Source organism: Bradyrhizobium aeschynomenes, assembly GCF_013178945.1.
GTDB lineage: Bacteria > Pseudomonadota > Alphaproteobacteria > Rhizobiales > Xanthobacteraceae > Bradyrhizobium > Bradyrhizobium aeschynomenes.
This window is the reverse complement of record NZ_JABFDM010000002.1, coordinates 570954-591019: the sequence shown is the minus strand read 5'-3', so window position 1 is coordinate 591019 and position 20066 is coordinate 570954. Positions and strand designations below refer to the sequence as shown.

The window sequence follows — 20066 nt, the reverse complement described above, 5'->3', positions numbered from 1 at the left end:
CCTTACACGGCATCCTGTGGGTATGGGTTCCGGGCTCGCGCTCCGACTTGAGGCCGACATGCGTCGGCCTCAAGCTCCGCGCGCCCCGGAACGACAGCGCTTGTGCAGGCCGCTGCGGCGGGACAAATCACCTGTATGGATGGATCGCATTGTCGCCGACCCAGCATTCGCGGCGGCCGCCCCATGACCCCCGTCCCCTACGCCGAGATCGGCGTCACCACCAATTTCTCCTTCCTGCACGGCGGCTCGCATCCGCAGGCCTATGTGCACCAGGCCGCGGATTACGGCCTCACCGCCATCGGCATCGCCGATCACAACACGCTGGCCGGCATTGTCCGCGCCTATAGCGAGCTGAATAACGACCAGCTGAGCTGCAAGCCGAAACTGCTCTACGGCACGCGGCTCGTCTTCACCTGCGGCACGCCGGATATCCTGGTCTATCCGCGCGATCGCGCGGCGTATGGCCGGCTGTGCCAGTTGCTGACCCAAGGCAAGCGCGGCAGCGATCTCGACAAGGTCGCCAAGGGCGACTGTCGTTTGAGCTTCGAGGATCTGTTCGACTTCATCGAAGGCCAGCTCCTGGTGCTGATGCCGCCGCATCGCTTCGACGAGGACGCCCTCGGCAAAATCCTGGCGCGGCTCAAGGACAGCCCCGCTGAAGGCGTATGGCTGGCCGGCAGTCTCCTGTATCGCGGCGACGACCGCCGCCGGCTGGCGCGGCTCGCGCGTCTGGCGGCTTCCGCCAAAGTGCCGCTGATCGCCACCAACGACGTGCTCTATCACCATCCGCAGCAGCGCATGCTGCAGGACGTGTTGACCTGCATCCGCGAGAAGGCCTCGATCGAGAGCATCGGACGAAGGCTGCAGGCCAATGCCGAGCGCCATCTCAAGCCGGGCTACGAGATGGCGCGGCTGTTCCGCGATCACCCCGATGCTGTGACCGAGACCATCCGCTTCACCGACCGGATCAGCTTCTCGCTCGACCAGCTCAAATACCAATATCCCGACGAGCCGGTGCCGCCCGGCAAGACCGCGCAGGGCCATCTGGAGGATTTGACCTGGGCCGGTGCGAAGACCTGTTTCGGCGATGACCTCGACGACAAGCTCCGGGCCGTGCTGAACAAGGAGCTGGCGCTGATCGCCGAGCTCAACTACGCGCATTATTTCCTCACCGTTTACGACATCGTCCGCTATGCCCGCAGCCAGGGCATCCTGTGCCAAGGCCGCGGCTCGGCGGCGAATTCCGCGGTGTGCTATTTGCTCGGCATCACCTCGGTCGACCCGACCAAGATCGATCTGCTGTTCGAGCGCTTCATCTCCAAGGAGCGGCTGGAGCCGCCGGATATCGACGTCGATTTCGAGCATTCGCGGCGCGAGGAGGTGATGCAATATGTCTATCGCCGCTACGGCCGCCACCGCGCCGCGATCATCGCCACCGTCATCCATTATCGCCCGCGCAGCGCCATCCGCGATGTCGGCAAGGCGCTGGGCCTGACCGAGGACGTCACCTCGGTGCTCGCCGACACCGTGTGGGGCAGCTGGGGCGACGGCCTCTCGGACATGCAGGTGCGCCAGGCCGGGCTCGATCCCCATAATCCGATGATCCGTCGCGCGGTGGAGCTCGCCTCGGAGCTGATCACCTTTCCGCGCCACCTCTCGCAGCATGTCGGCGGCTACGTGCTGACGCAGGACCGGCTCGACAGCTACGTCCCGATCGGCAACGCCGCGATGGACGACCGCACCTTCATCGAGTGGGACAAGGACGATGTCGACGCGCTCAGCATGATGAAGGTCGACGTGCTCGCGCTGGGCATGCTGACCTGCATCCGCAAAAGCTTTGACCTGATCGCCGATCACAAGGGCAGGCGTTACGTGCTCTCCGATATCAAGTCGGAAGACGACAATGAAGTCTACCAGATGCTGCAGCGGGGCGAGTCGCTCGGCGTGTTCCAGGTCGAGAGCCGCGCACAGATGAACATGCTGCCGCGGCTCAAGCCGCGCACCTTCTACGATCTCGTCATCGAGGTCGCGATCGTCCGTCCCGGCCCGATCCAAGGCGACATGGTGCATCCATACTTGCGCCGTCGCAACAAGCTGGAGAAGGTCACTTATCCCTCGCCGTCGCCGGATCACGGTCCGGCCGACGAGCTCTACAAGGTGCTGCACAAGACGCTGGGCGTGCCGCTGTTCCAGGAGCAGGCGATGCGGATCGCGATCGAGGCCGCGAAGTTTTCGCCCGAGGAGGCCAATGGCCTGCGCCGCGCGATGGCGACGTTCCGCAATGTCGGCACCATCGGTTCCTATGAGGAGAAGATGGTCTCGAACATGATCGCGCGCGGCTATGACCCGGCCTTCGCCAAGAGCTGCTTCGACCAGATCAAGGGCTTTGGCTCCTACGGCTTTCCGGAGAGCCATGCCGCGAGCTTCGCGCAGCTCGTCTACATCTCGTCCTGGCTGAAATACTTCCATCCCGACGCGTTCTGCTGCGCGCTGTTGAACTCGCAGCCGATGGGCTTCTACGCGCCGGCCCAGATCGTCGGCGACGCCCGCAAGAACGGCGTCGAGATCCGCGACATCGACGTCTCCCACAGCTTTGCCGACAACACGCTGGAGAACACGGATGGCAAATACTGCGCCGTTCGCCTCGGCTTCCGCCAGATCGACGGCTTCCGCTGGATCGACCGCGACGAGGAGCGGATCAGGAAGTTGTCGGAGGCGGCGCGAAGGGAGGCGCAGGCTGCTTCCACACATTCATTGCCAGCTATCCCCTCGGTGTCATTCCGGTGCGCGCGCAGCGCGAGCCCGGAATCCATAACCACGATCGTGAGTATGGATTCCGGGCTCGCCCTCCGGGCGCCCCGGAATGACGGCGCGGATGGAGGCGTGTCCAACTTACAATCAGCAGATGCGTTTCGAGAGCACGACGCAAATGCGTTGCCCTGGAATGACAACGAACAAACTCACATGTTGCTGTCGGATGCCGACCGCGAAGACGACTGGGCCGACCGCATCATCCGGGCGCGCGAGCGCCGCCCCTTCACCTCGCTCGAGGACTTCGCCCGCGACACCGCGCTCCCCAAGCGCGCGCTGCTGCTGCTGGCCGATGCCGACGCGTTCCGCTCGCTCGGGCTCGACCGCCGCGCCGCGCTGTGGGCCGTGCGCCGGCTGCCCGACGATGTGCCGCTGCCGTTGTTCGAGGCGGCGATCGCCCGCGAGCAGCCCGACGAGGGCGCCAAGCCGCTGCCGGAGATGCCGCTGCCGGAGCATGTCGTCGCGGACTATCAGACCATCCGCCTGTCGTTGAAGGGCCACCCGATGGAATTTTTGCGCCGGCGCTTCACGGCCGAAGGCGTGCTGGCCTGCCGCGACGTCAACGATGCCAACGACCGTCGCCGCATCCGCTGCGCTGGCGTGGTGCTGGTACGGCAGCGGCCGGGCAGCGCCAAGGGCGTCGTGTTCATGACCCTGGAGGACGAAACCGGCATCGCCAACATCGTGGTGTGGCCGAAGGTGATGGAGACCTTCCGCAAGGAGGTGATGGGCGCGCGCCTGGTGCTGGTCGAGGGCCGCATCCAGAGCAGCCCCGAGAAGGTCGTGCATCTCGTCGCCGAGCGCCTGGTCGACCGCACCGCCGATCTCGCGCTGCTATCGGACGACCGCCTCGGCGCCATCCCGCAAGGTCAGATGCCGGCCGAGCCCTTGAACGACGACCGCCGCGACCACCCCGAAAACCCCTCCCAGCGCGTCAGCCACCCCCGCAACGTCCGCATCCTGCCGCGTTCCAGGGATTTTCACTGACGTTTCCCGAGGCAGTCCGCAACGGGGCCGACGACATCTTGCGGCCTTCATCGTCGGGCTATCACTTCGTCGTTCCTTTCCTCCGCGACCAAGCTTTCACCATGCAGCTTTCCGACCGGTCTCTCTTCCTGCTGAACATGGCGTTCGTCGTCATTGGCGTGCTCATGCTGCCCTCCAAGCCCGACGTCGGAATCGTCACGATCGCGTTTTTCGGATCTGGCGCCGTCTTCGCGGGCAGCGTCATCCTGCGCAAATGGCGCTCCGCGCCGAAGGCCGAGCGGGTCATGATTTCCGGCGGCGTTCCCATTCGCCCCTCGCGCATGCTGATCGGCGGTCTCGGAGCCTGGCTTGCAGCTCTCGGCGTGATATTGACGGTGTTCGGCTGGTCCTACGGTATCGTGTTTCGAGGTCTGTCGATCGCGTCCCTGATCTTCGGATGCTACCTGCTGGCCGCCGTGCTGGTCGGCTGGCTGCCGAGCACCTACATCCAGTTCGACGCGTCCGGGATCACGTTCGGTCATCGCGGATTTTCTTATGTCGTGGCGTTCGACAACATTGCGGGGCTGGCCGTGGCCGAGATGAACCGCAATCCCTTCCTGTGCATCCGGCTGCATCAACCCGACATCGTCGTGGTGACGCCGCCCGAAAAGCATGTCGATGCTCTCAAGCAGATCGCCAGATCCGAAGCTCTCCTCGGAGCTCACATCGCCATTCCGGCCCAGCAGTACCTGATGGATGCCACGCTCCTTGCGCAAGCCATCGGGCGATACGTCAGCGAGCCGACGGCGCGCAGTGAGCTTTCGGTGAGGTCGCTGACGCCGGCAGCATGACGTGCCGTCGGCCCGACCGCGCTCTCGCAAAAAAAAAAGACTTTCTTTTTTTCAGAATTTGTGATCTATTCCTGCGTATCCCGCTCCATCGAGAAGGGGCGTAGCGCGCGATCGTCACGACACGCGGGGCGGGGAGCGATGGCTGTGTACATGCCGCAGCGTAGCCTGGCTGCGTGGACGAACGGCATGACGCGGACGCGAAAGCGCGTGGTCCTGGCGCCCCGATGCTGGCGCCAAGTCCGCGGGTGATGATCCCGCAGGACGACGGTGGCTAACGAGCCGGACACCGGGGAGAGCGCGCCATAAGCGTGAAAACCATCGCGCAGGGAAGGCCGGGTGATCTCGGCTGCACCTGTGGTACCTGCCGCCTGCATTCTTTTCGCAGGCGGGCCGCAGGCGTCAGTCGACGCCTGGCCTTCCCTGCGCCCTCCTCACGAGAGGGTGAAACGATCCGCACAACTCGGGCGCATCCGCGCCGCGAGGCTGCGTTCGAATGTCTCGAGGATTGCGATCGCTCGGAGACGCGGCAGGTGGGGAACGTGGTTCGAGCCCAGGAGTAGGCGCTTACCCGCAACGGTTGGCTTGTGAAGCCCCGACATCGTCCGCGGGATTCATGACAGCGGGATGACATCATGGTGCGTCGCGAAGAAATCAGCGATTGCCAAGAACGAGCTGAATGCAAGCTGAACGGCCATCATTGAAGTTTCAAATTTTTAAAGCAAAACAGAGGCGAGTTGGGCGATTTTTAGGTTGTTTAAAGCTCCAGTTCCGCACTATTAGCGCAACGATGAGCCCGCCAATGCCGGAATCGTCGACGGATCAAACGAGCCATGGCGTCTGACACGAACCCACTTCCGCAGATGATCAGCACCAAGCGGCTGGTGATGGGCTTGGCCACTCTGGCGATCGCCGGAGCAGGCGGCTATGGCTACACAAAGCTGGGCTCCTCGCCGGCGAAGGACAACATCGAGCTCTCCAGCCAGTCCAAGCGCAACGGCACCACCTTCACCCCGTCGGCGGCCGAATGGGCGACGCTGACGATCGAGCCGGTCTGCGAAAAGATATTCCGCGCCGAGCACATCACCGAGGGCAAGGTTGCCGTCGACGAAGATCGCTCGACGCCGGTGTTCTCTCCCTATGCCGGCCGCGTCACCAAGCTGCTCGCCCGGCCCGGTGAGACCGTGCGCCAGGGCCAGCCGCTGTTCGTGATCGAGGCCGCCGACACCGTGCAGGCCCAGAACGATTTCATGGCCGCCATCACGGCGATGAACAAGGCGAAGTCCGCCCTCGATCTCGCCGACATCCAGTACAAGCGGGCCAAGGACCTGTTCGAAGGCCGGGCAATTCCGCTGAAGGATTTCCAGCAGGCCGAGGCGACATCCGTTCAGGCTCAGAACGACATGCGGTCGTCGCAAACGGCGCTCGAGGCCGCGCGCAACAAGTTGCGCATTCTCGGCTTCACCGATGCCGCGATCACCGACTTTCAGAGCAAGGGCGCGATCGACCGGGAGATCACGATCCACGCGCCGATCGGCGGCACGGTCGTGCAGCGCAAGGTCGGTCCCGGTCAGTACGTCAACTCCGGCGCGAGCGATCCGGTGTTCGTCATCGGCGATCTCTCGACGGTGTGGCTGACCGCCTTCGTCCGCGAGAGCGATGCGGCGCTGGTGAACATCGGCGAGGAGATTCTCGTCAACGTGCTGGCGCTGCCCGGCCGTCCGCTGAAGGCCAGCATCAACTATGTGGCCACCTCGATCGATCCTGCGACGCGGCGACTTCTGGTGCGTGCCACCATCGATAACAAGGACGGCCTGCTGAAGCCCGAGATGTTCGCCAACGTCACGATCTATTCGCCTGGCGAGCAGCCAGCCGTCGCGGTTCCCCGGCAGGCGCTGATCTATGAAGGCAACCAGGTTCGCGTCTGGGTCGCCCGGCCCGACAAGTCGATCGAGCTTCGCAAGATCAAGGTCGGCTTGATCAATGGCGACCAGGTCGCGGTCGAAAGCAATTTGAGCGCGGGCGAGCAGATCGTGACCAAAGGCAGCCTGTTCATCGACCGTGCCGCGTCGGGCAGCTGAGATGCCATCCGCCCGCCCGACGTTCTGAAAGTTCCGACCTGATGGATCGCCTCGTCGCCATCGCCGTCCAGCGGCGCTTCCTGATGGTTGGACTATTCGTGGCCATCCTGATCGGCGGCCTGATCGCCTTCCGCCAGCTCAACATCGAGGCCTATCCCGATCCGACGCCGCCGATGGTCGACATCGTGACCCAGAGCCCGGGGCTCTCGGCGGAGGAGATCGAGCGCTACATCACCATCCCGATCGAGACCCAGGTCGCCGGCATCAAGAACCTGCGCACGATCAGAACGATTTCGCTGTACGGCCTGTCGGACGTCAAACTGCAATTCTCCTTTGACTACACCTACGACGAAGCCTTGCAGCAGGTGCTGAACCGGCTGTCGCAGCTGTCGCCGCTGCCGGGTAATGTCCAGCCGCAGATCTCCCCCTTGAGCGCGGTCGGCGAGATCTACCGCTACCGGCTGCGCGGTCCGCCCGGATACAGCGTGCTCGACCTCAAGACCTTGCAGGATTGGGTGCTGCAGCGACGCTTCCGCGCCGTGCCTGGCGTGATCGACGTCACCGGCTGGGGCGGCAAGACCAAGACCTATGAGATCCAGGTCGATTTCAACAAGCTGGTCGCGAACGGCCTGACCCTGCCGCAGCTCTTGCAGGCGGTCGGCAACTCCAACATCAATGTCGGCGGCAACACGGTCGAGATCGGCACGCAGTCCGCGGTGGTGCGCGGCGTCGGTCTGATCCGTTCGATGGACGACCTTGCCAACACCATGGTGTCGCAGAGCGGCGGCAATCCGGTGCTGGTGAAGGACGTCGCCAACGTCACGGTGGCCGAGAAGCCGCGGCTTGGCATCGCCGGCCTCAACAACAATGACGACATCGTCCAGGGCATCGTGCTGATGCGGCGCGGCGAGCAGAGCTCGCCGACCATCGCCCGCGTCGAGCAACTGGTCGAGCAGATCAACAGCTCGACCATCCTGCCGCCGGGCGTGCGCATCGAGCGCATCTACGACCGCAAGGATCTGATCGACACCACGACCCACACCGTGCTGCACAACATGGTGGTCGGCATCGGCCTGATCGTGCTGCTGCAATGGATTTTCCTCGGCAATCTCAGGAGCGCGCTGATCGTCGGCGCGACGATTCCGTTCGCGCTGTTCTTCGCCGTCATCATCCTGGTGCTGCGCGGCGAGTCCGCCAACCTGCTGTCGGTCGGCGCGATCGATTTCGGCCTGATCGTCGATGCGACCGTGATCATGGTCGAGGCGATCTTCCGACGGTTGACCCAGACCACGCCGTTGTCTGCGGCGGAGGAGAGCCACATCTCGCCGGAAACGATGATGGGCATGAAGAGCCACGCGATCCTCTCGGCCGCGGCCGACGTGTCGCGCTCGATCTTCTTTGCCGCGGCCATCATCATCGCCGCCTTCCTGCCGCTGTTCACCCTGAGCGGCGTCGAGGGCAACATCTTCGGACCGATGGCGCGCACCTATGCCTATGCGCTCGCCGGTGGCCTGCTCGCGACCTTCACGGTGACCCCGGCGCTGAGCGCCATCATTCTGCCGTCGCATGTCGAGGAGACCGAGACGCGGCTGATGCGCCTGTTGCATGCGATCTACGGGCCGGTGCTGCGCTGGGCCGTCGGCAACCGCAATCTGGTAATGACCGGCGCGATCGGTCTCGTGCTTCTGACCGTGGTCGTCGGCCGGCTGCTCGGCCTGGAATTCCTGCCCAAGCTCGAAGAGGGCAATCTCTGGATCCGCGCCACCCTGCCGCCGACGATCTCGCTGCAGGAAGGCAACGCCTACGTCAATGAGATGCGCAAGATCATCCGTGCCCGGCCGGAGGTCGAGTCCGTGGTCTCGCAGCACGGCCGCCCCGACGACGGCACCGATGCCGCCGGCTTCTTCAATGCCGAATTCTTCGCGCCCCTGAAGCCGGTGAAGGACTGGCCGGGCACCAAGGACAAGGATCAGCTCACCGCCGAGCTCTTGAAGCAGCTCGACGATCGCTTCCCCGGCGTGGAGTTCAACTTCTCGCAATATCTGCAGGACAACGTCTCCGAGGCCGTGTCCGGCGTGAAGGGCGAGAACTCGATCAAGCTCTACGGCAACGACCTGCAGGCGCTGACCGACACCGCCAACAAGATCAAGCAGGTTCTTTCGACGGTGCAGGGCGTCACCGATCTCGCGGTGTTCACCTCGCTCGGACAGCCGACGGTGCAGATCGACATCGATCGCGCCAAGGCCGCGCGCTACGGGCTCGCGCCCGGTGACATCAACGCCACCATCAAGGTCGCGATCGGCGGCGACACCGCCGGCGATCTCTACGAGCCGGGCAGCGACCGGCATTTCCCGATCATCGTTCGGCTGGCGCCGGAATATCGCAAGAGCGCCGAGGCGATCGAGAACCTGCGCATCGGCGCGCAGGGACCGAACGGCATCACGCAGATTCCGCTCAGCGAGGTCGCGACCATCAAGCTGGTGTCGGGCGCGGCCTACATCTATCGCGAGCAGCAGGAGCGCTATCTCCCCATCAAGTTCTCGGTGCGCGAGCGCGATCTCGGCAGCGCCATCCAGGAGGCGCAGCAGAAGGTCGCCGACCAGGTGCAGCTGCCGGCCGGCTCGCGCGTGGAGTGGGTCGGCGAGTTCGGCAACCTCCAGGACGCGATCAAGCGGCTCTCGATCGTGGTGCCGATCAGCCTCGCGTTGATCGGCGTGCTCCTGTGGTTCAATTTCGGCTCGATGGCCGACACCTTGCTCGCCATGAGCGTGATCCCGATGGCGATCTTCGGCGGCGTCGTCGGACTGGTGCTCTCCGGCATTCCCTTCAGCGTGTCAGCGGCGATCGGCTTCATCGCGCTGTTCGGCATCGCCGTCATGGACGGCATCATCATCCTGTCGCAGTTCAACCAGCTGATCGACGAGGGCGTCGACCGCATCGAAGCCGTCATCCGCACCGGAGAGCTGCAGCTGCGGCCGGTGCTGATGACCTGCGTGGTCGCCGGCATCGGCCTGTTGCCGGCGGCGCTGTCGACCGGCATCGGCTCGCAGGTGCAGAAGCCGCTCGCGATTGTCGTCGTGACCGGCATGATGCTGGCGCCTGTCGTCATCCTGATCACGCTGCCGGTCCTGATCTCGCAATTCTCCCGCCGGAGGGTCCGCTAGATGCGCATATGCTCGTCGATCCGCGCCGCGGCATCGGTATCGACATTGGCGGCGTCGACGATCTCGCCGCGCTTGAACACGAGGTAGCGATCGCTGATCGAAAGCGCGAATGGCAGATGCTGCTCGACGACGATCATGGAGGTGCCGATCTCGCGGCGGACGCGGACCAGCACCTCGGACAAACGGTCGACCACGGAGGGCTGCAAGCCTTCGGTGACCTCGTCCAGCAGCAGCACGCCGGGCTTCGCCATCAGCGCGCGGGCCACGATCAGCATCTTCTGCTCGCCGCCCGACAATGTTCCCGCGCGCTGGCCGAGCCGCTTGGTCAGCACAGGAAACCAGCCGCCGACCTGCTCGAAGCGGGCGTCGATGTCCTTGTCCGACAGCAGCCCGAGCCTGAGATTGTCGCGCACCGACAAGTCCTGGAACAGCGCATGCTCCTGCGGCACGTAGACGAGCCCCATCTTGCGCTTCAGATGCGGGGCCACCCGCGTCACGTCCTTGCCGGCGAGCCTCACGCTGCCGCGCCAGGCCGGCAGGAAGCCGAGAATGGCCTTGAGCAGCGACGTCTTGCCCATGCCGTTCTTGCCGACGATGGCCAGCGTCTCCGCCTTCGCCAGCGCGAAACCGACATTGCTGATGACCTCTGAGGAGCCATAGCCGCTCGCGAGTTCTTTGACTTCCAGCATCGTGCTCATGCCGGCACCTCCGCATGCGACACGTGCTGGCCGGTGTAGATCTCGCGGACGAGCTCGCTGTTGACCACCTCGTCAACCGAGCCGTCGAGCGCGAGCCGGCCCTGGTGCAAGACGATGATGCGCGAGGAGATCTCGCGGACGAAATCGAGATCGTGCTCGACCAGGAGAATGCAGAGGCGGTCGCGGCGGGCGAGGGTGGTCAGGATGTCGGCAAACCCCTGCCGCTCGGCGCGGGTCAGGCCGGCGGTCGGCTCGTCGAGCAACAGCACGTCGGGCTCGAGCGACAACACCATCGCGAGCTCGAGCGCCTGCTTCAGCCCATGGCTGAGATTGCGCGCTTCTTCGTCGAGCCGTTCGCCGAGCCCGGAGCGTTCGACGACCGACATCGCCGCGGGCGGCAGCGCCAGCGTGGCGGAGCGCGATGTCAGCGCCGGCGGATCGGCATGCGTCCGCGCCACCCGCAGGCATTCGGCGACCGTTAGCGTCTCGAACACCGATGCTGTCTGAAACTTGCGCCCCAGGCCGAAACGCACGACGCGATCCGGCGGCAGTCGGGCGATGTCGTGGCCGGCGATCGCGACGTTGCCGGTCGAGCGCTCACGGCCGTCGGACAAACAGCGGATCAAGGTGGTCTTGCCGGCGCCGTTGGGACCGACCAGGCTCAGCAGTTCGCCGCGATACGCCGTGAACTGCACGCCGTCCAGCACGGCAAGACTGCCGTAATGCTTGCCGAGCGCGCGCACTTCGATGGCGACGGCGTCGGGATTGCTGACAGCAGTGGCGGCTATAGCGGGCTGCAGGATCGTCGTCGCGACTGCCGAACGCCCGCGCTTGACCAGGCGCATGACCGCGCCGAGCAGGCCATCGGGGAAGACCAAAATCACAATGATCAGCGCGAGGCCGACGATCAGCTCCCAGACGTAAGGCAGGCTGTTGGCGAGATAGGCGCTGGCGACCTCGATGCACAGCGCGCCGATGACAGGGCCGATCACCGTGCCGCGGCCGCCGAGCGCGACCATGATCACGAGGTTGGTGCCGAAGGCGAAGCTGGCATTCTCCGGCGCGGCGACCGCGCCGAAGCCGGCATAGAAGAAACCGGCCAGCGCGGACACGATCGCTGACAGGACCAGCACGACGATGCGCAGGCGCGATGTATCGATGCCGAGATAGGTGCAGCGCGAGTCGTTGTCGCGCAGCGCCGACAACAGCCGGCCGGTGTCGCTGCGCATCACGACCAGGGCGAGCACCGCGGTCGCGAGCAGTCCGAGGCCGGCGAGGCGCAGCCAAGTCTCGATCTCCAGATCGAAGCTCTCGAACCCGACCAGGCCGCTCGACGAGCCGGTGAACGTGCCGCCGGAGTAGAGGATCTGCACCAGCACGATCGGCACCACCAGCGAGATCACCGAGGCGTAGAGCGGCGTCGAGCCGGGATAGAACGACAGCCAGCCGGTGAAGGCGGCAACGGCCGCAGCAACGGCGACCGCGGCGCCGATCGCAGCAAAAATCTGCCAGGTGCCGAAGCCATATTCGGTGAACATGATCGCGAGCGCGTAGGCGCCGATGCCGAAGAAGGCGGACTGGCCGAAAGTCAGCGTGCCGCAATAGCCCCACATGATATCGACGGTGATCGCCGCGATCGCGACGAAGCAGGCGCGCACCAGGATATTCACGAGATAGGTGTCGAGCAGCAGCGGCGCGACGAGGATCACCGCGGCGGCGAGCGCCACCAGCAAGGCAGGGACGATCAGCGGCGGCATCGCGCGGCTCGTTGAAGACGTCGTGGAAGAGGCGAGGGGACGCGCATCAGGCACGGGCAAAACCCTCCGGCCGGATCCGCAGCACGATGGCGGCGCAGATCGCAATCGTGAGCCCACCGAGAATGGGATTGACGAAGGTCGAGACCAGCACTTGCAACGTCCCCAGCACGGCGCAGGAGCCGGCCAGCGCGAGCAGCGATCCGCCGGACACCATGACCAGCATGAAGGCGCCGATCAGCCAGGGTACGCCCATGTTCGGATCGACGCTCGACAGAGGCGTGATCAGCGCACCGGACAACGCCGCCAGTCCGCTGCCAAGTGCGAATGTGATGAGACGGACGCGCGAAGAGTCGACGCCGAGGCCTTGCGCCAGCATCTCGTTCATGATCACGGCCTTGGTCGACAGACCCAGCCGTGTGCCATTGAGCAGGCCGGTGAAGAGCAAACCGAGAATGACCGCTGCGACGATCATCACGAGCCGATACGCTGAATAGTCGGCGCCGAACAGGTGCACCGTGCCTGAAATCGGCGCCTGCACGAACTGGACTTCGCGGCCGAACATCAGCGTGATCAGCTGTCCCAGCACGATGCCGAGGCCCCAGGTGGCGAGGATCGCATCGAGCGGGCGCTTGTAGAGACGGCGGACGATCACGATCTCCGTGACGCCGCCACAGAGAGCGCCGGCGACGAAAGCTAGCGGCAGAACAAGGAACCAAGGCAGGTTCAGGTGGGCGCCGACCAGCGCGGCATAGGCGCCGACGGTCAGGAAGGCGGCGTGCGCGAAATTGATGATCTTCATCACGCCGAACACGATCAGCAGACCGGCGGCGATGATGAAGAGCATGGCGGCCGTCGTGACGGCATCGAGGGCGACGGTCAGCATGGTGACTTCCACTTGAGAGAAGCGGGGCGGGCTGTCGTCCGCCCCGCGGGATCATACGCGATCAGGATCTAATTGGTCAGGATTTGCCCGGGCACTGCGCGCCGGGATCGACGTCCTTGAAGCTCTGGATGACCTTGACGCTGCCGTCGGGCTGGACCTGGCCGAGATACATCGTCAGCGGCGCGTGGCGCTGCTTATCCATCTTGATCGTGCCGCGCGGACCATCGACCGAGACCTCGGCGAGCGCCTTCAGCACCTTGTCCTGGTCGGTGCTGCCGGCCTTCTCGACTGCAGCCTTGTAGGCGTAGACGGCCTCATATTGCGGGACCGAGAGATCGTTCGGGGTCTTCAACTCGGCGCCGAACTTCTTGGCCATCGAGGCCAGGAAGGTCTTGTTGGCCGGCGTATCGATGCCGGTGACATAGGAGGCGGACAGATAGATGCCGGCGGCATCCGCGCCCATGCCCTTGGCGGTACCCTCGTCGACGGCGAGGTTGCCATAGGGCAGGCTTACACCGGCGGCGCGCAGCTGCTTGGTCAGGGTGACGTTCGGCGCGCCGCCTGCGGTGGAGGTAATCAGCGCGTCGGCGCCGGACGCCTTGAGCTTGGAGATGATCGAGGTCCAGTCGGAGCCGTCCATCGGCAAATATTCCTCGCCGACGACTTTGCCACCGGTCTTCTCGATGTACATCTTCGTGAACGCGAGCATGCCGCGGCCGAAGGCGTAGTCGGAGCCGATCAAGAAGTAGTTCTTCGCCTTCTTCTCTTTGTTGAAATAGTCGACGATCGGCGGCACCTGCTGGTCCGGCACCCAGGCGTTGACATAGAGATAGGGGCTGCAGGACTTGCCCTCGTAGAACGAGGTGTAGATGTAGGGCGTCTTGCCGCGGGCGACGATCGGCAGGCCGGCATTGCGGGCCGCGCTGGTCTCCATGGAGATCAGCACGTTGACCTTCTTCTGGAAGATCAGGGCGTCGAACGCCTTCTGGGCGCCGGCGGCGCCCGAGGCGTCATCGGCGACCTCGAGCTCGAGCTTGCGGCCGAGCACGCCGCCCTTCGCGTTGATTTCCTCGACCGCGAGCTCGGCGGATTGGACCACCGACGGGGCGACGACGGAGTTGGCGCCGGACAGGCCGACGGGGACGCCGATCTTGATCGGATCGGCGGCAAAGGCAGGCGAGAGCGTCGTCGCCGCGAGGGCGAGCGCCAGCGAGGTGGTCAGCAAACGTGAGTTCATCGATTGTCCTCCGTGAATGGTCGAAAATGGAAACCGTTGTGAAGATGTCAGTACCAGCCGCGCTTGACGTCGCTGCCGAGCATCTCGTCGTAGACGTCGGAGCGGCGGTCGCGCAGGACCTGGTTGAAGGCGTTCCAGTTGCGGGCGCGGCGGGCCTCGCCGAGCGCCACGTCGGCGATCACGATCTCCTCCTTGTCGCGGCTCGCGGGGCCGGCGACTGGCCAGCCGGTGTAGCTGACGATCAGGCTCTGGCCCTCGAACGGCTGGCCGCGCTCGACGCCGACGCGATCGGCGCAGGCGATGAAGATGGAGTTGGAATGGGCGGCCGCCATCGCCAGGATGTTGGCCATCGCCTCGCGTCCCGGCGCCTGGCCGGGGATCGGAACCCAGTTGGTCGGCACGCAGACGATGTCGGCGCCCTGCAGCGCGTTGAGGCGGTAGCTCTCCGGGAACCAGCCGTCGTAGCAGATCGCCATGCCGATGCGGCCGATCTCGGTGTGGTAGACGGGGAAGCCGAGATTGCCGGGCTCGAAATACAGGTTCTCCTCGTTCCACAGATGCACCTTGCGGAACGTGCCGATGTAGCCCTTCGGGCCGATCAGCACCGCGCTATTGTAGAGCCGGTCGCCCTCGCGCTCGCAGATGCCGGCGACGAGATGCAGGCCGTGCTTCGCTGCGATCTCGCTCCACGCGGTCACCGCGGGGCCGCCGGGAATGGTCTCGGAGGCGGCGAAGGCCTCCTCGCGGGATTTGAACACGTAGCCGGAGGAGGCGAGCTCGGGGAGCACCACGAGCTTGGCGCCTTGCGCCACCGCCTGTTGGATCAGGTCGAGGCTGTGGGCGAGGTTGGTGGCCAACTCGCCGACCATCGGCTGCATCTGGATGCAGGCGATCCGCAGTTTGCTGTCGTCATCCGTCGTCAAGGCACGAGTCTCCGTTGCGTTCGCGAGGGTCGCGCGCGCCAAACAAAAAGCCCCCGACTGCGCCTTGCGGCGCAATACGAGGGCTGCATAGCCTGATGTGAAATGGCCGACCGGCCATTGGCGGACATCCGATGTCCGCAACGGTTTCAAGTAACTCAAATGCGCGAAGCGAAGTCAACGCCGTCGCTTGCAAAAATTTGAGGCCGCCGCTGCCCAACGTGTGGGCGCGTAGCCACAGCTTCAGCGCGAGGCCGGCGCATCGAGCACCCCCAGTCCGCCCAATGTCTCCTGTGCGTTGATGATCGAGATCGCGATGTCGGCCATGGCGACGCGCTTCTGCGTCGCCTGCGCGCGGATCAGCTCATAGGCCTCGACCTCGCCGACCTGCTTCAACCCCATCAGGATCTTCACCGCCTTGTCGACGTCGCGCCGCGCCTTCAACGTCTCCTCGAGCTTCTGCACCTTGCCTTCGAGACGGCGCGTATAGCCGCGCAGCGAGCGCGCCAGCACCAGCGAGGAGAGGATGCCGAACGAGCGGATCGGCTTGTTGACGACGCCATGCGCATTGCTGTCGAGCAGGCGCTTGAGGATCGTCGGATTCTCGTAGTCGACAATGGCGATGAAGGTAAGCGGATGCTCGCTGGTGCCTTCGGGAAAGATCATCTCCTCGGAGGTCTCGATCAGCTGGAACACCGTGTCGATGTCGTGCGGGATCGCGGCGGGTGGCGGCCAGACGCCGCGCACGTTGCAGCCGATGCGCTTGAGTTGATCGATCAGCGCATCGCCTTCGGCGTCGCGCGGATGGATCACCAGCACGCGGGCGCCGCGCAGCTCCTCGATCAGGCGGCGCACGCCGGGTTTCATGCGGTCATCCGGCCTCATGCTGACAGCGCCTCTTCGCTGAGCCAGCGGCCGCCGATCGGCGAGACCGAAAGATACGGGTCGGGCTTGATCGGGCTCTTGCTCTCCCAGACGATGTCGAACTGGCCATCGGCGCGGACGCGGCCGATGCGCGGCGTGGTCCAGACGTGGTTGTTGTCGGGATCGATCCGGATCGGTCCCTCCGGCGCTTCGAGGCTGAGGCCGAGCGCGGCCTCCACCAGCTTCTGCGTATCGAGGCTGCCGGCCTGTTCGAGCGCCCGCGCGAACAGCTTGATCTGCGCGTAGGCCGACGCGCTCCACATGCTGACCGGCGTCTCCGCGCCGAACGTCGCCGCGAAGGCCGCCTTGAAGCGATCATTGCTGTCGCGCGCCAAGGTGCCGAAATAGCTTGCGGCAGTCAGGTGGCCGACGCAGTGCTCGGCGCCGATGGCGCGAACCTCGCCCTCGGCCATGGTGAGGCTGGCGATCGGCAGCCGCTTCGGGTCGAAACCGGCCTGCGTATACATCCGATAGAAGCGCTGCGCGGTGCGGCCGACGATGGTCGAGAATACGACGTCGGGGGCGGCGTCCCGGATGGCATCGAGACCGCGCGTCAACTCGGCGTCGGTCGCCTCCATCGTCACATATTGCTCGCCGACGACGCGGCCGGAATAGGACTCGACGAGGTCGCGCATGATGCGGTTGGATTCGCGCGGGTAGATGTAGTCGGAGCCGATCAGGTAGACGCGCGGGCCGTGCTTGCGCACGATGTATTCGGCGAGCTGGAACGCGTTCTGGTTCGGCGCCGGCCCGGTGTAGATCACGTTCGCGGAGTATTCGAAACCTTCGTAGAGCGAGGGATACCAGAGCAGGCCGTTGCGGCGCTCGATCGCCGGCAGCACCGCCTTGCGCTCCGCGGAGGTCGAGCAGCCGAAGATCACGGAGGCGCCATCCTCGGTCAGCAGGCGATCGGCGAGCTTGCGGAAGGTTTCCGGCTGCGAGCCCGGATCATAGGCGATGACCTCGATCTCGCGGCCGAGCACGCCGCCGGCGGTGTTGATCTCCTGGATCGCGAGTGCCGTGCCGAAGAAGTGCTCGGACTCCGTGACCTGCATCAGGCCGCTGCGCGAGAACAGCACGCCGACACGCCAGACATCCTTGACGGATGATTTTGCGGCCGGTCTCGTCGTCATCATCATGCCTCCAGGTCGACGGGCCGGCGGGGCCGGCTCGGAAAGCGCGGACTATTGCCACTCGGCGCGCGGTTGGCAACGGGGGCGAATCGGCAGGTCAGGTTCCAGGTGTCAGACGAGCCGCAGCATCGCCGCGACGCAGAGCGCGTCCGGATCATGCGGTGTTTGGGCCCTCGACGATGATGAGGGCGCAGGGAATGCCGGGCGCTGGCCGCACCCATGGCCCGCCTGCAAGAAAAAAGCAGGCGGCAGTCACCACAGGTCAGCCGAGACATCCCGGCATTCCCTGCGCGGTGGGCTTCACGCTTATACGCGCTCTCCTCGGGGACCGGCTGATTGACCCCGTCGGCCGCGGAGCTCGTCGGACCTCCGCAAGCCTTGACCTCAGCACCGGGAGGCCAGGACCACGCGACTTCACGTACGTCAGCGCATCGCTCGTCCGCACATGATGCGCGCCGATGCCCTCACGTCCACCGCATTGCCGGCCCAACGTGTCGTGACGACGCGTACGCCCCTCATCCGGACCGGAACGCAGATGTTATAGGCATGATTTGCTGATTTTCGGAAGTGGTTTATTTTTCGCGGGGGCTCTTGAAACGGGCTTTGTTGTTGTCAGCGCTGGTAAAATCAGTCTTTTGGCGCACTCCATGCCACTTGCTCAGCCGTCATTCCGGGCAGCCGCGCAGCGGCTGAGCCCGGAATCCATACTCACGAACTGCAGTGCGGGGCGAAGCGGCTGCCACGCGCAGCTCGCTCCCTCTCGGACAGTCGTGGCTATGGATTCCGGGCTCGCGCTGCGCGCGCCCCGGAATGACCGCGGCGAGGAGCGCGCCTCCTTGATGTTGTTTTGCTCGCCGTGCAGTCCCTGGGCCAATCTAGTGCAAGGCTTTACCTCGTGTTCCGCCGTCATTCCGGGGCAGCCGCACAGCGGCTGAGCCCGGAAGCCATACTCCCGAACTGCCGTTGCCGGCGGGATCGGGCCACGTGCAGCTCGCTTCCTCTTGGACGGTCGTGGTTATGGATGCCGGGCTCGCGCTGCGCGCGCCCCGGAATGACGATGGGGAGGCGGCGTGTGTCCCCATGCCGAGGGTGATATGAGCTGCGCGCCGATCGTGGATATCTCCCGCTGGGTCGCTTGATCCCGCGACGAGGTTGGAGCCCGATTGGCGCATTCGCGCGTTGACGGTAATGAATGCAGCGATGTCCGGCTCACGAGTCTCCCTGAAACATGGGCGCGTGACCGGACGTCGCCGCCAGACGAAAGATTGATATGCGCAGTTTCGAAGACCGAGTCCTGCTGTTCCTGCTCGCCGTGATCACGCTCGCGCTCGGCTGGATCCTGCTGCCGTTCTATGGCGCGCTGCTGTGGGGCGTGGTCGGCGCGATCGTGTTCGCGCCGCTGCACCGCCGGGTGTCGCAGTCAATGCACGGTCGTGACGGGCTGGCGGCGGCCACCGTCGTGCTGCTGGTCATTCTGATCATCATCATTCCATTCTCGCTGATCGCAGCGGCGCTGGCGCAACAGGCGGCCGGCGTGTACGGGCAGGTGCAGGGCGGCCAGTTGGACGTCACCCAGTATTTCCAGAAGATGCTGGACGCGCTGCCCAGTTGGATCGTCGATCTGCTGAACCGCTTCGGCCTCGGCAGCCTGGCTGGGCTGAAGGACCGGCTGTCGGCGCTGCTGTTGCGAGGCAGCCAGGTGATCGCAGGCCAGGCGCTGAACATCGGGCAGGGCACGTTCGAGTTCTTCGTCAGCCTGTTTTTGATGCTGTATCTGCTGTTCTTCCTGCTACGCGATGAGCTGCCCTTGTCGCGACGGATCGCCGACGCCATCCCGCTGCGCGACGAGCAACGCGACGCGCTGCTTTCGAAATTCATCATCGTCATCCGCGCGACGGTGAAGGGCAATCTGGTCGTCGCCCTGGCGCAGGGCGCGCTGGGCGGACTGATCTTCTGGTTCCTCGGTATCACCGCGCCGCTGCTGTGGGCGGTGGTGATGGCGTTCATGTCGCTGCTCCCCGCGGTGGGCGCGGGCATCGTGTGGTTTCCGGTCGCGCTCTATCTGCTGGCCACCGGCTCGATCTGGCACGGCGTGATCCTGATCGCCTATGGCGCGCTGGTGATCGGCCTCGTCGACAATCTGCTGCGCCCGATCCTGGTCGGACAGGATACCAAGATGCCGGACTATGTGGTGCTGATCTCGACCTTGGGAGGCATCGAGGTGTTCGGATTGAATGGCTTCATCATCGGCCCGGTCATCGCGGCGATGTTCATCGCGGTGTGGGAGATGTTCACGGCAGTGCGGCACGAAGATCGCGCGGTCGCTGACGTGACGCGTCGGGCGGATTAGCGCAGCGTAATCCGCTTTCGTGAGCCAAGCTCGTTGTCAAGCAAACGGTCGTCATTCCGGGCAGCCGCGTGAGCGGCTGAGCCCGGAATCCATAACCACGAATGGTGACCGTTGTACGAGTTTTGGCCACATCCATCGCGCTTCGATCGCGACAGTTGTGGCTATGGATTCCGGGCTCGCGCTACGCGCGCCCCGGAATGACGAAAGGTGCGTAGCCCGGGCGAACTAAGCGCCCCTGGGTTCTCCGGCACAGCACGTGACAACCCGCATGTCACTGCGCTCATGCGGGCTACG

The 20066-nt window shown here is 65.0% G+C and carries 12 protein-coding genes; 5 read left to right on the top strand and 7 right to left on the bottom strand.

The genetic code is table 11. The features are described 5' to 3' along the window. The first annotated feature begins 183 nt into the window (after positions 1–183). From HL666_RS07355 to HL666_RS07340, 4 genes are all read left to right on the top strand, one after another. On the top strand, positions 184–3798 hold the full coding sequence (locus HL666_RS07355) for an error-prone DNA polymerase (protein ID WP_172180634.1): 3615 nt from the start codon (positions 184–186) through the stop codon (positions 3796–3798). A gap of 101 nt (positions 3799–3899) precedes the next feature. After that, positions 3900–4628, top strand: a complete 729-nt coding sequence (locus HL666_RS07350) for a hypothetical protein (protein WP_246741481.1) — start codon at positions 3900–3902, stop codon at positions 4626–4628. A gap of 830 nt (positions 4629–5458) precedes the next feature. Further along, positions 5459–6706, top strand: a complete 1248-nt coding sequence (locus HL666_RS07345; protein ID WP_172180632.1) for an efflux RND transporter periplasmic adaptor subunit — start codon at positions 5459–5461, stop codon at positions 6704–6706. Between the two features lie 41 nt (positions 6707–6747). Continuing rightward, entirely contained in the window at positions 6748–9870 is a 3123-nt protein-coding gene (locus HL666_RS07340) for an efflux RND transporter permease subunit (RefSeq protein WP_172112089.1), read from the top strand. Here HL666_RS07340 and HL666_RS07335 read toward each other — a convergent pair. From HL666_RS07335 to HL666_RS07305, 7 genes are all read right to left on the bottom strand, one after another. Further along, complete coding sequence (locus HL666_RS07335) at positions 9867–10568, bottom strand: ABC transporter ATP-binding protein (protein WP_172180630.1); 702 nt, start codon at positions 10566–10568, stop codon at positions 9867–9869. The two genes, HL666_RS07340 and HL666_RS07335, sit on opposite strands and share 4 nt — an antisense overlap. Further along, on the bottom strand, positions 10565–12325 hold the full coding sequence (locus HL666_RS07330; protein WP_172131076.1) for a branched-chain amino acid ABC transporter ATP-binding protein/permease: 1761 nt from the start codon (positions 12323–12325) through the stop codon (positions 10565–10567). Before HL666_RS07330 ends, HL666_RS07335 begins: the two co-directional genes overlap by 4 nt. A gap of 46 nt (positions 12326–12371) precedes the next feature. Then, complete coding sequence (locus HL666_RS07325; protein WP_172180629.1) at positions 12372–13208, bottom strand: branched-chain amino acid ABC transporter permease; 837 nt, start codon at positions 13206–13208, stop codon at positions 12372–12374. A gap of 76 nt (positions 13209–13284) precedes the next feature. Next, a complete protein-coding gene (locus HL666_RS07320; protein ID WP_172180627.1) occupies positions 13285–14445 on the bottom strand; it encodes a substrate-binding protein in 1161 nt (386 codons plus the stop codon). A gap of 47 nt (positions 14446–14492) precedes the next feature. After that, positions 14493–15368, bottom strand: coding sequence for a nitrilase family protein (locus HL666_RS07315; RefSeq protein WP_283814778.1), 876 nt, complete (start codon positions 15366–15368; stop codon positions 14493–14495). A 240-nt stretch (positions 15369–15608) separates the two neighbouring features. Further along, positions 15609–16232 carry an ANTAR domain-containing response regulator gene (locus HL666_RS07310; protein WP_172131072.1) on the bottom strand — a complete coding sequence of 208 codons (624 nt, stop codon included), beginning with the start codon at positions 16230–16232 and terminating at the stop codon, positions 15609–15611. A gap of 14 nt (positions 16233–16246) precedes the next feature. Next, positions 16247–17422 carry a transporter substrate-binding domain-containing protein gene (locus tag HL666_RS07305; protein WP_172180623.1) on the bottom strand — a complete coding sequence of 392 codons (1176 nt, stop codon included), beginning with the start codon at positions 17420–17422 and terminating at the stop codon, positions 16247–16249. A gap of 1270 nt (positions 17423–18692) precedes the next feature. Between HL666_RS07305 and HL666_RS07300 the strand changes: the two genes are divergently transcribed. After that, the gene (locus HL666_RS07300) at positions 18693–19772 is read left to right on the top strand and encodes an AI-2E family transporter (RefSeq protein ID WP_172112097.1); all 1080 of its coding nucleotides are present in this window, start codon (positions 18693–18695) and stop codon (positions 19770–19772) included. Positions 19773–20066 lie beyond the last annotated feature (294 nt).

Excerpts from the sequence above, each read along its gene's own strand:
- HL666_RS07355 (WP_172180634.1), top strand. The coding sequence starts at position 184 with ATGACCCCCGTCCCCTACGCCGAGATCGGCGTCACCACCAATTTCTCC.
- HL666_RS07350 (WP_246741481.1), top strand. The coding sequence starts at position 3,900 with ATGCAGCTTTCCGACCGGTCTCTCTTCCTGCTGAACATGGCGTTCGTC.
- HL666_RS07345 (WP_172180632.1), top strand. The coding sequence starts at position 5,459 with ATGGCGTCTGACACGAACCCACTTCCGCAGATGATCAGCACCAAGCGG.
- HL666_RS07340 (WP_172112089.1), top strand. The coding sequence starts at position 6,748 with ATGGATCGCCTCGTCGCCATCGCCGTCCAGCGGCGCTTCCTGATGGTT.
- HL666_RS07335 (WP_172180630.1), bottom strand. The coding sequence starts at position 10,568 with ATGAGCACGATGCTGGAAGTCAAAGAACTCGCGAGCGGCTATGGCTCC.
- HL666_RS07330 (WP_172131076.1), bottom strand. The coding sequence starts at position 12,325 with ATGCCGCCGCTGATCGTCCCTGCCTTGCTGGTGGCGCTCGCCGCCGCG.
- HL666_RS07325 (WP_172180629.1), bottom strand. The coding sequence starts at position 13,208 with ATGCTGACCGTCGCCCTCGATGCCGTCACGACGGCCGCCATGCTCTTC.
- HL666_RS07320 (WP_172180627.1), bottom strand. The coding sequence starts at position 14,445 with ATGAACTCACGTTTGCTGACCACCTCGCTGGCGCTCGCCCTCGCGGCG.
- HL666_RS07310 (WP_172131072.1), bottom strand. The coding sequence starts at position 16,232 with ATGAAACCCGGCGTGCGCCGCCTGATCGAGGAGCTGCGCGGCGCCCGC.
- HL666_RS07305 (WP_172180623.1), bottom strand. The coding sequence starts at position 17,422 with ATGACGACGAGACCGGCCGCAAAATCATCCGTCAAGGATGTCTGGCGT.
- HL666_RS07300 (WP_172112097.1), top strand. The coding sequence starts at position 18,693 with ATGCGCAGTTTCGAAGACCGAGTCCTGCTGTTCCTGCTCGCCGTGATC.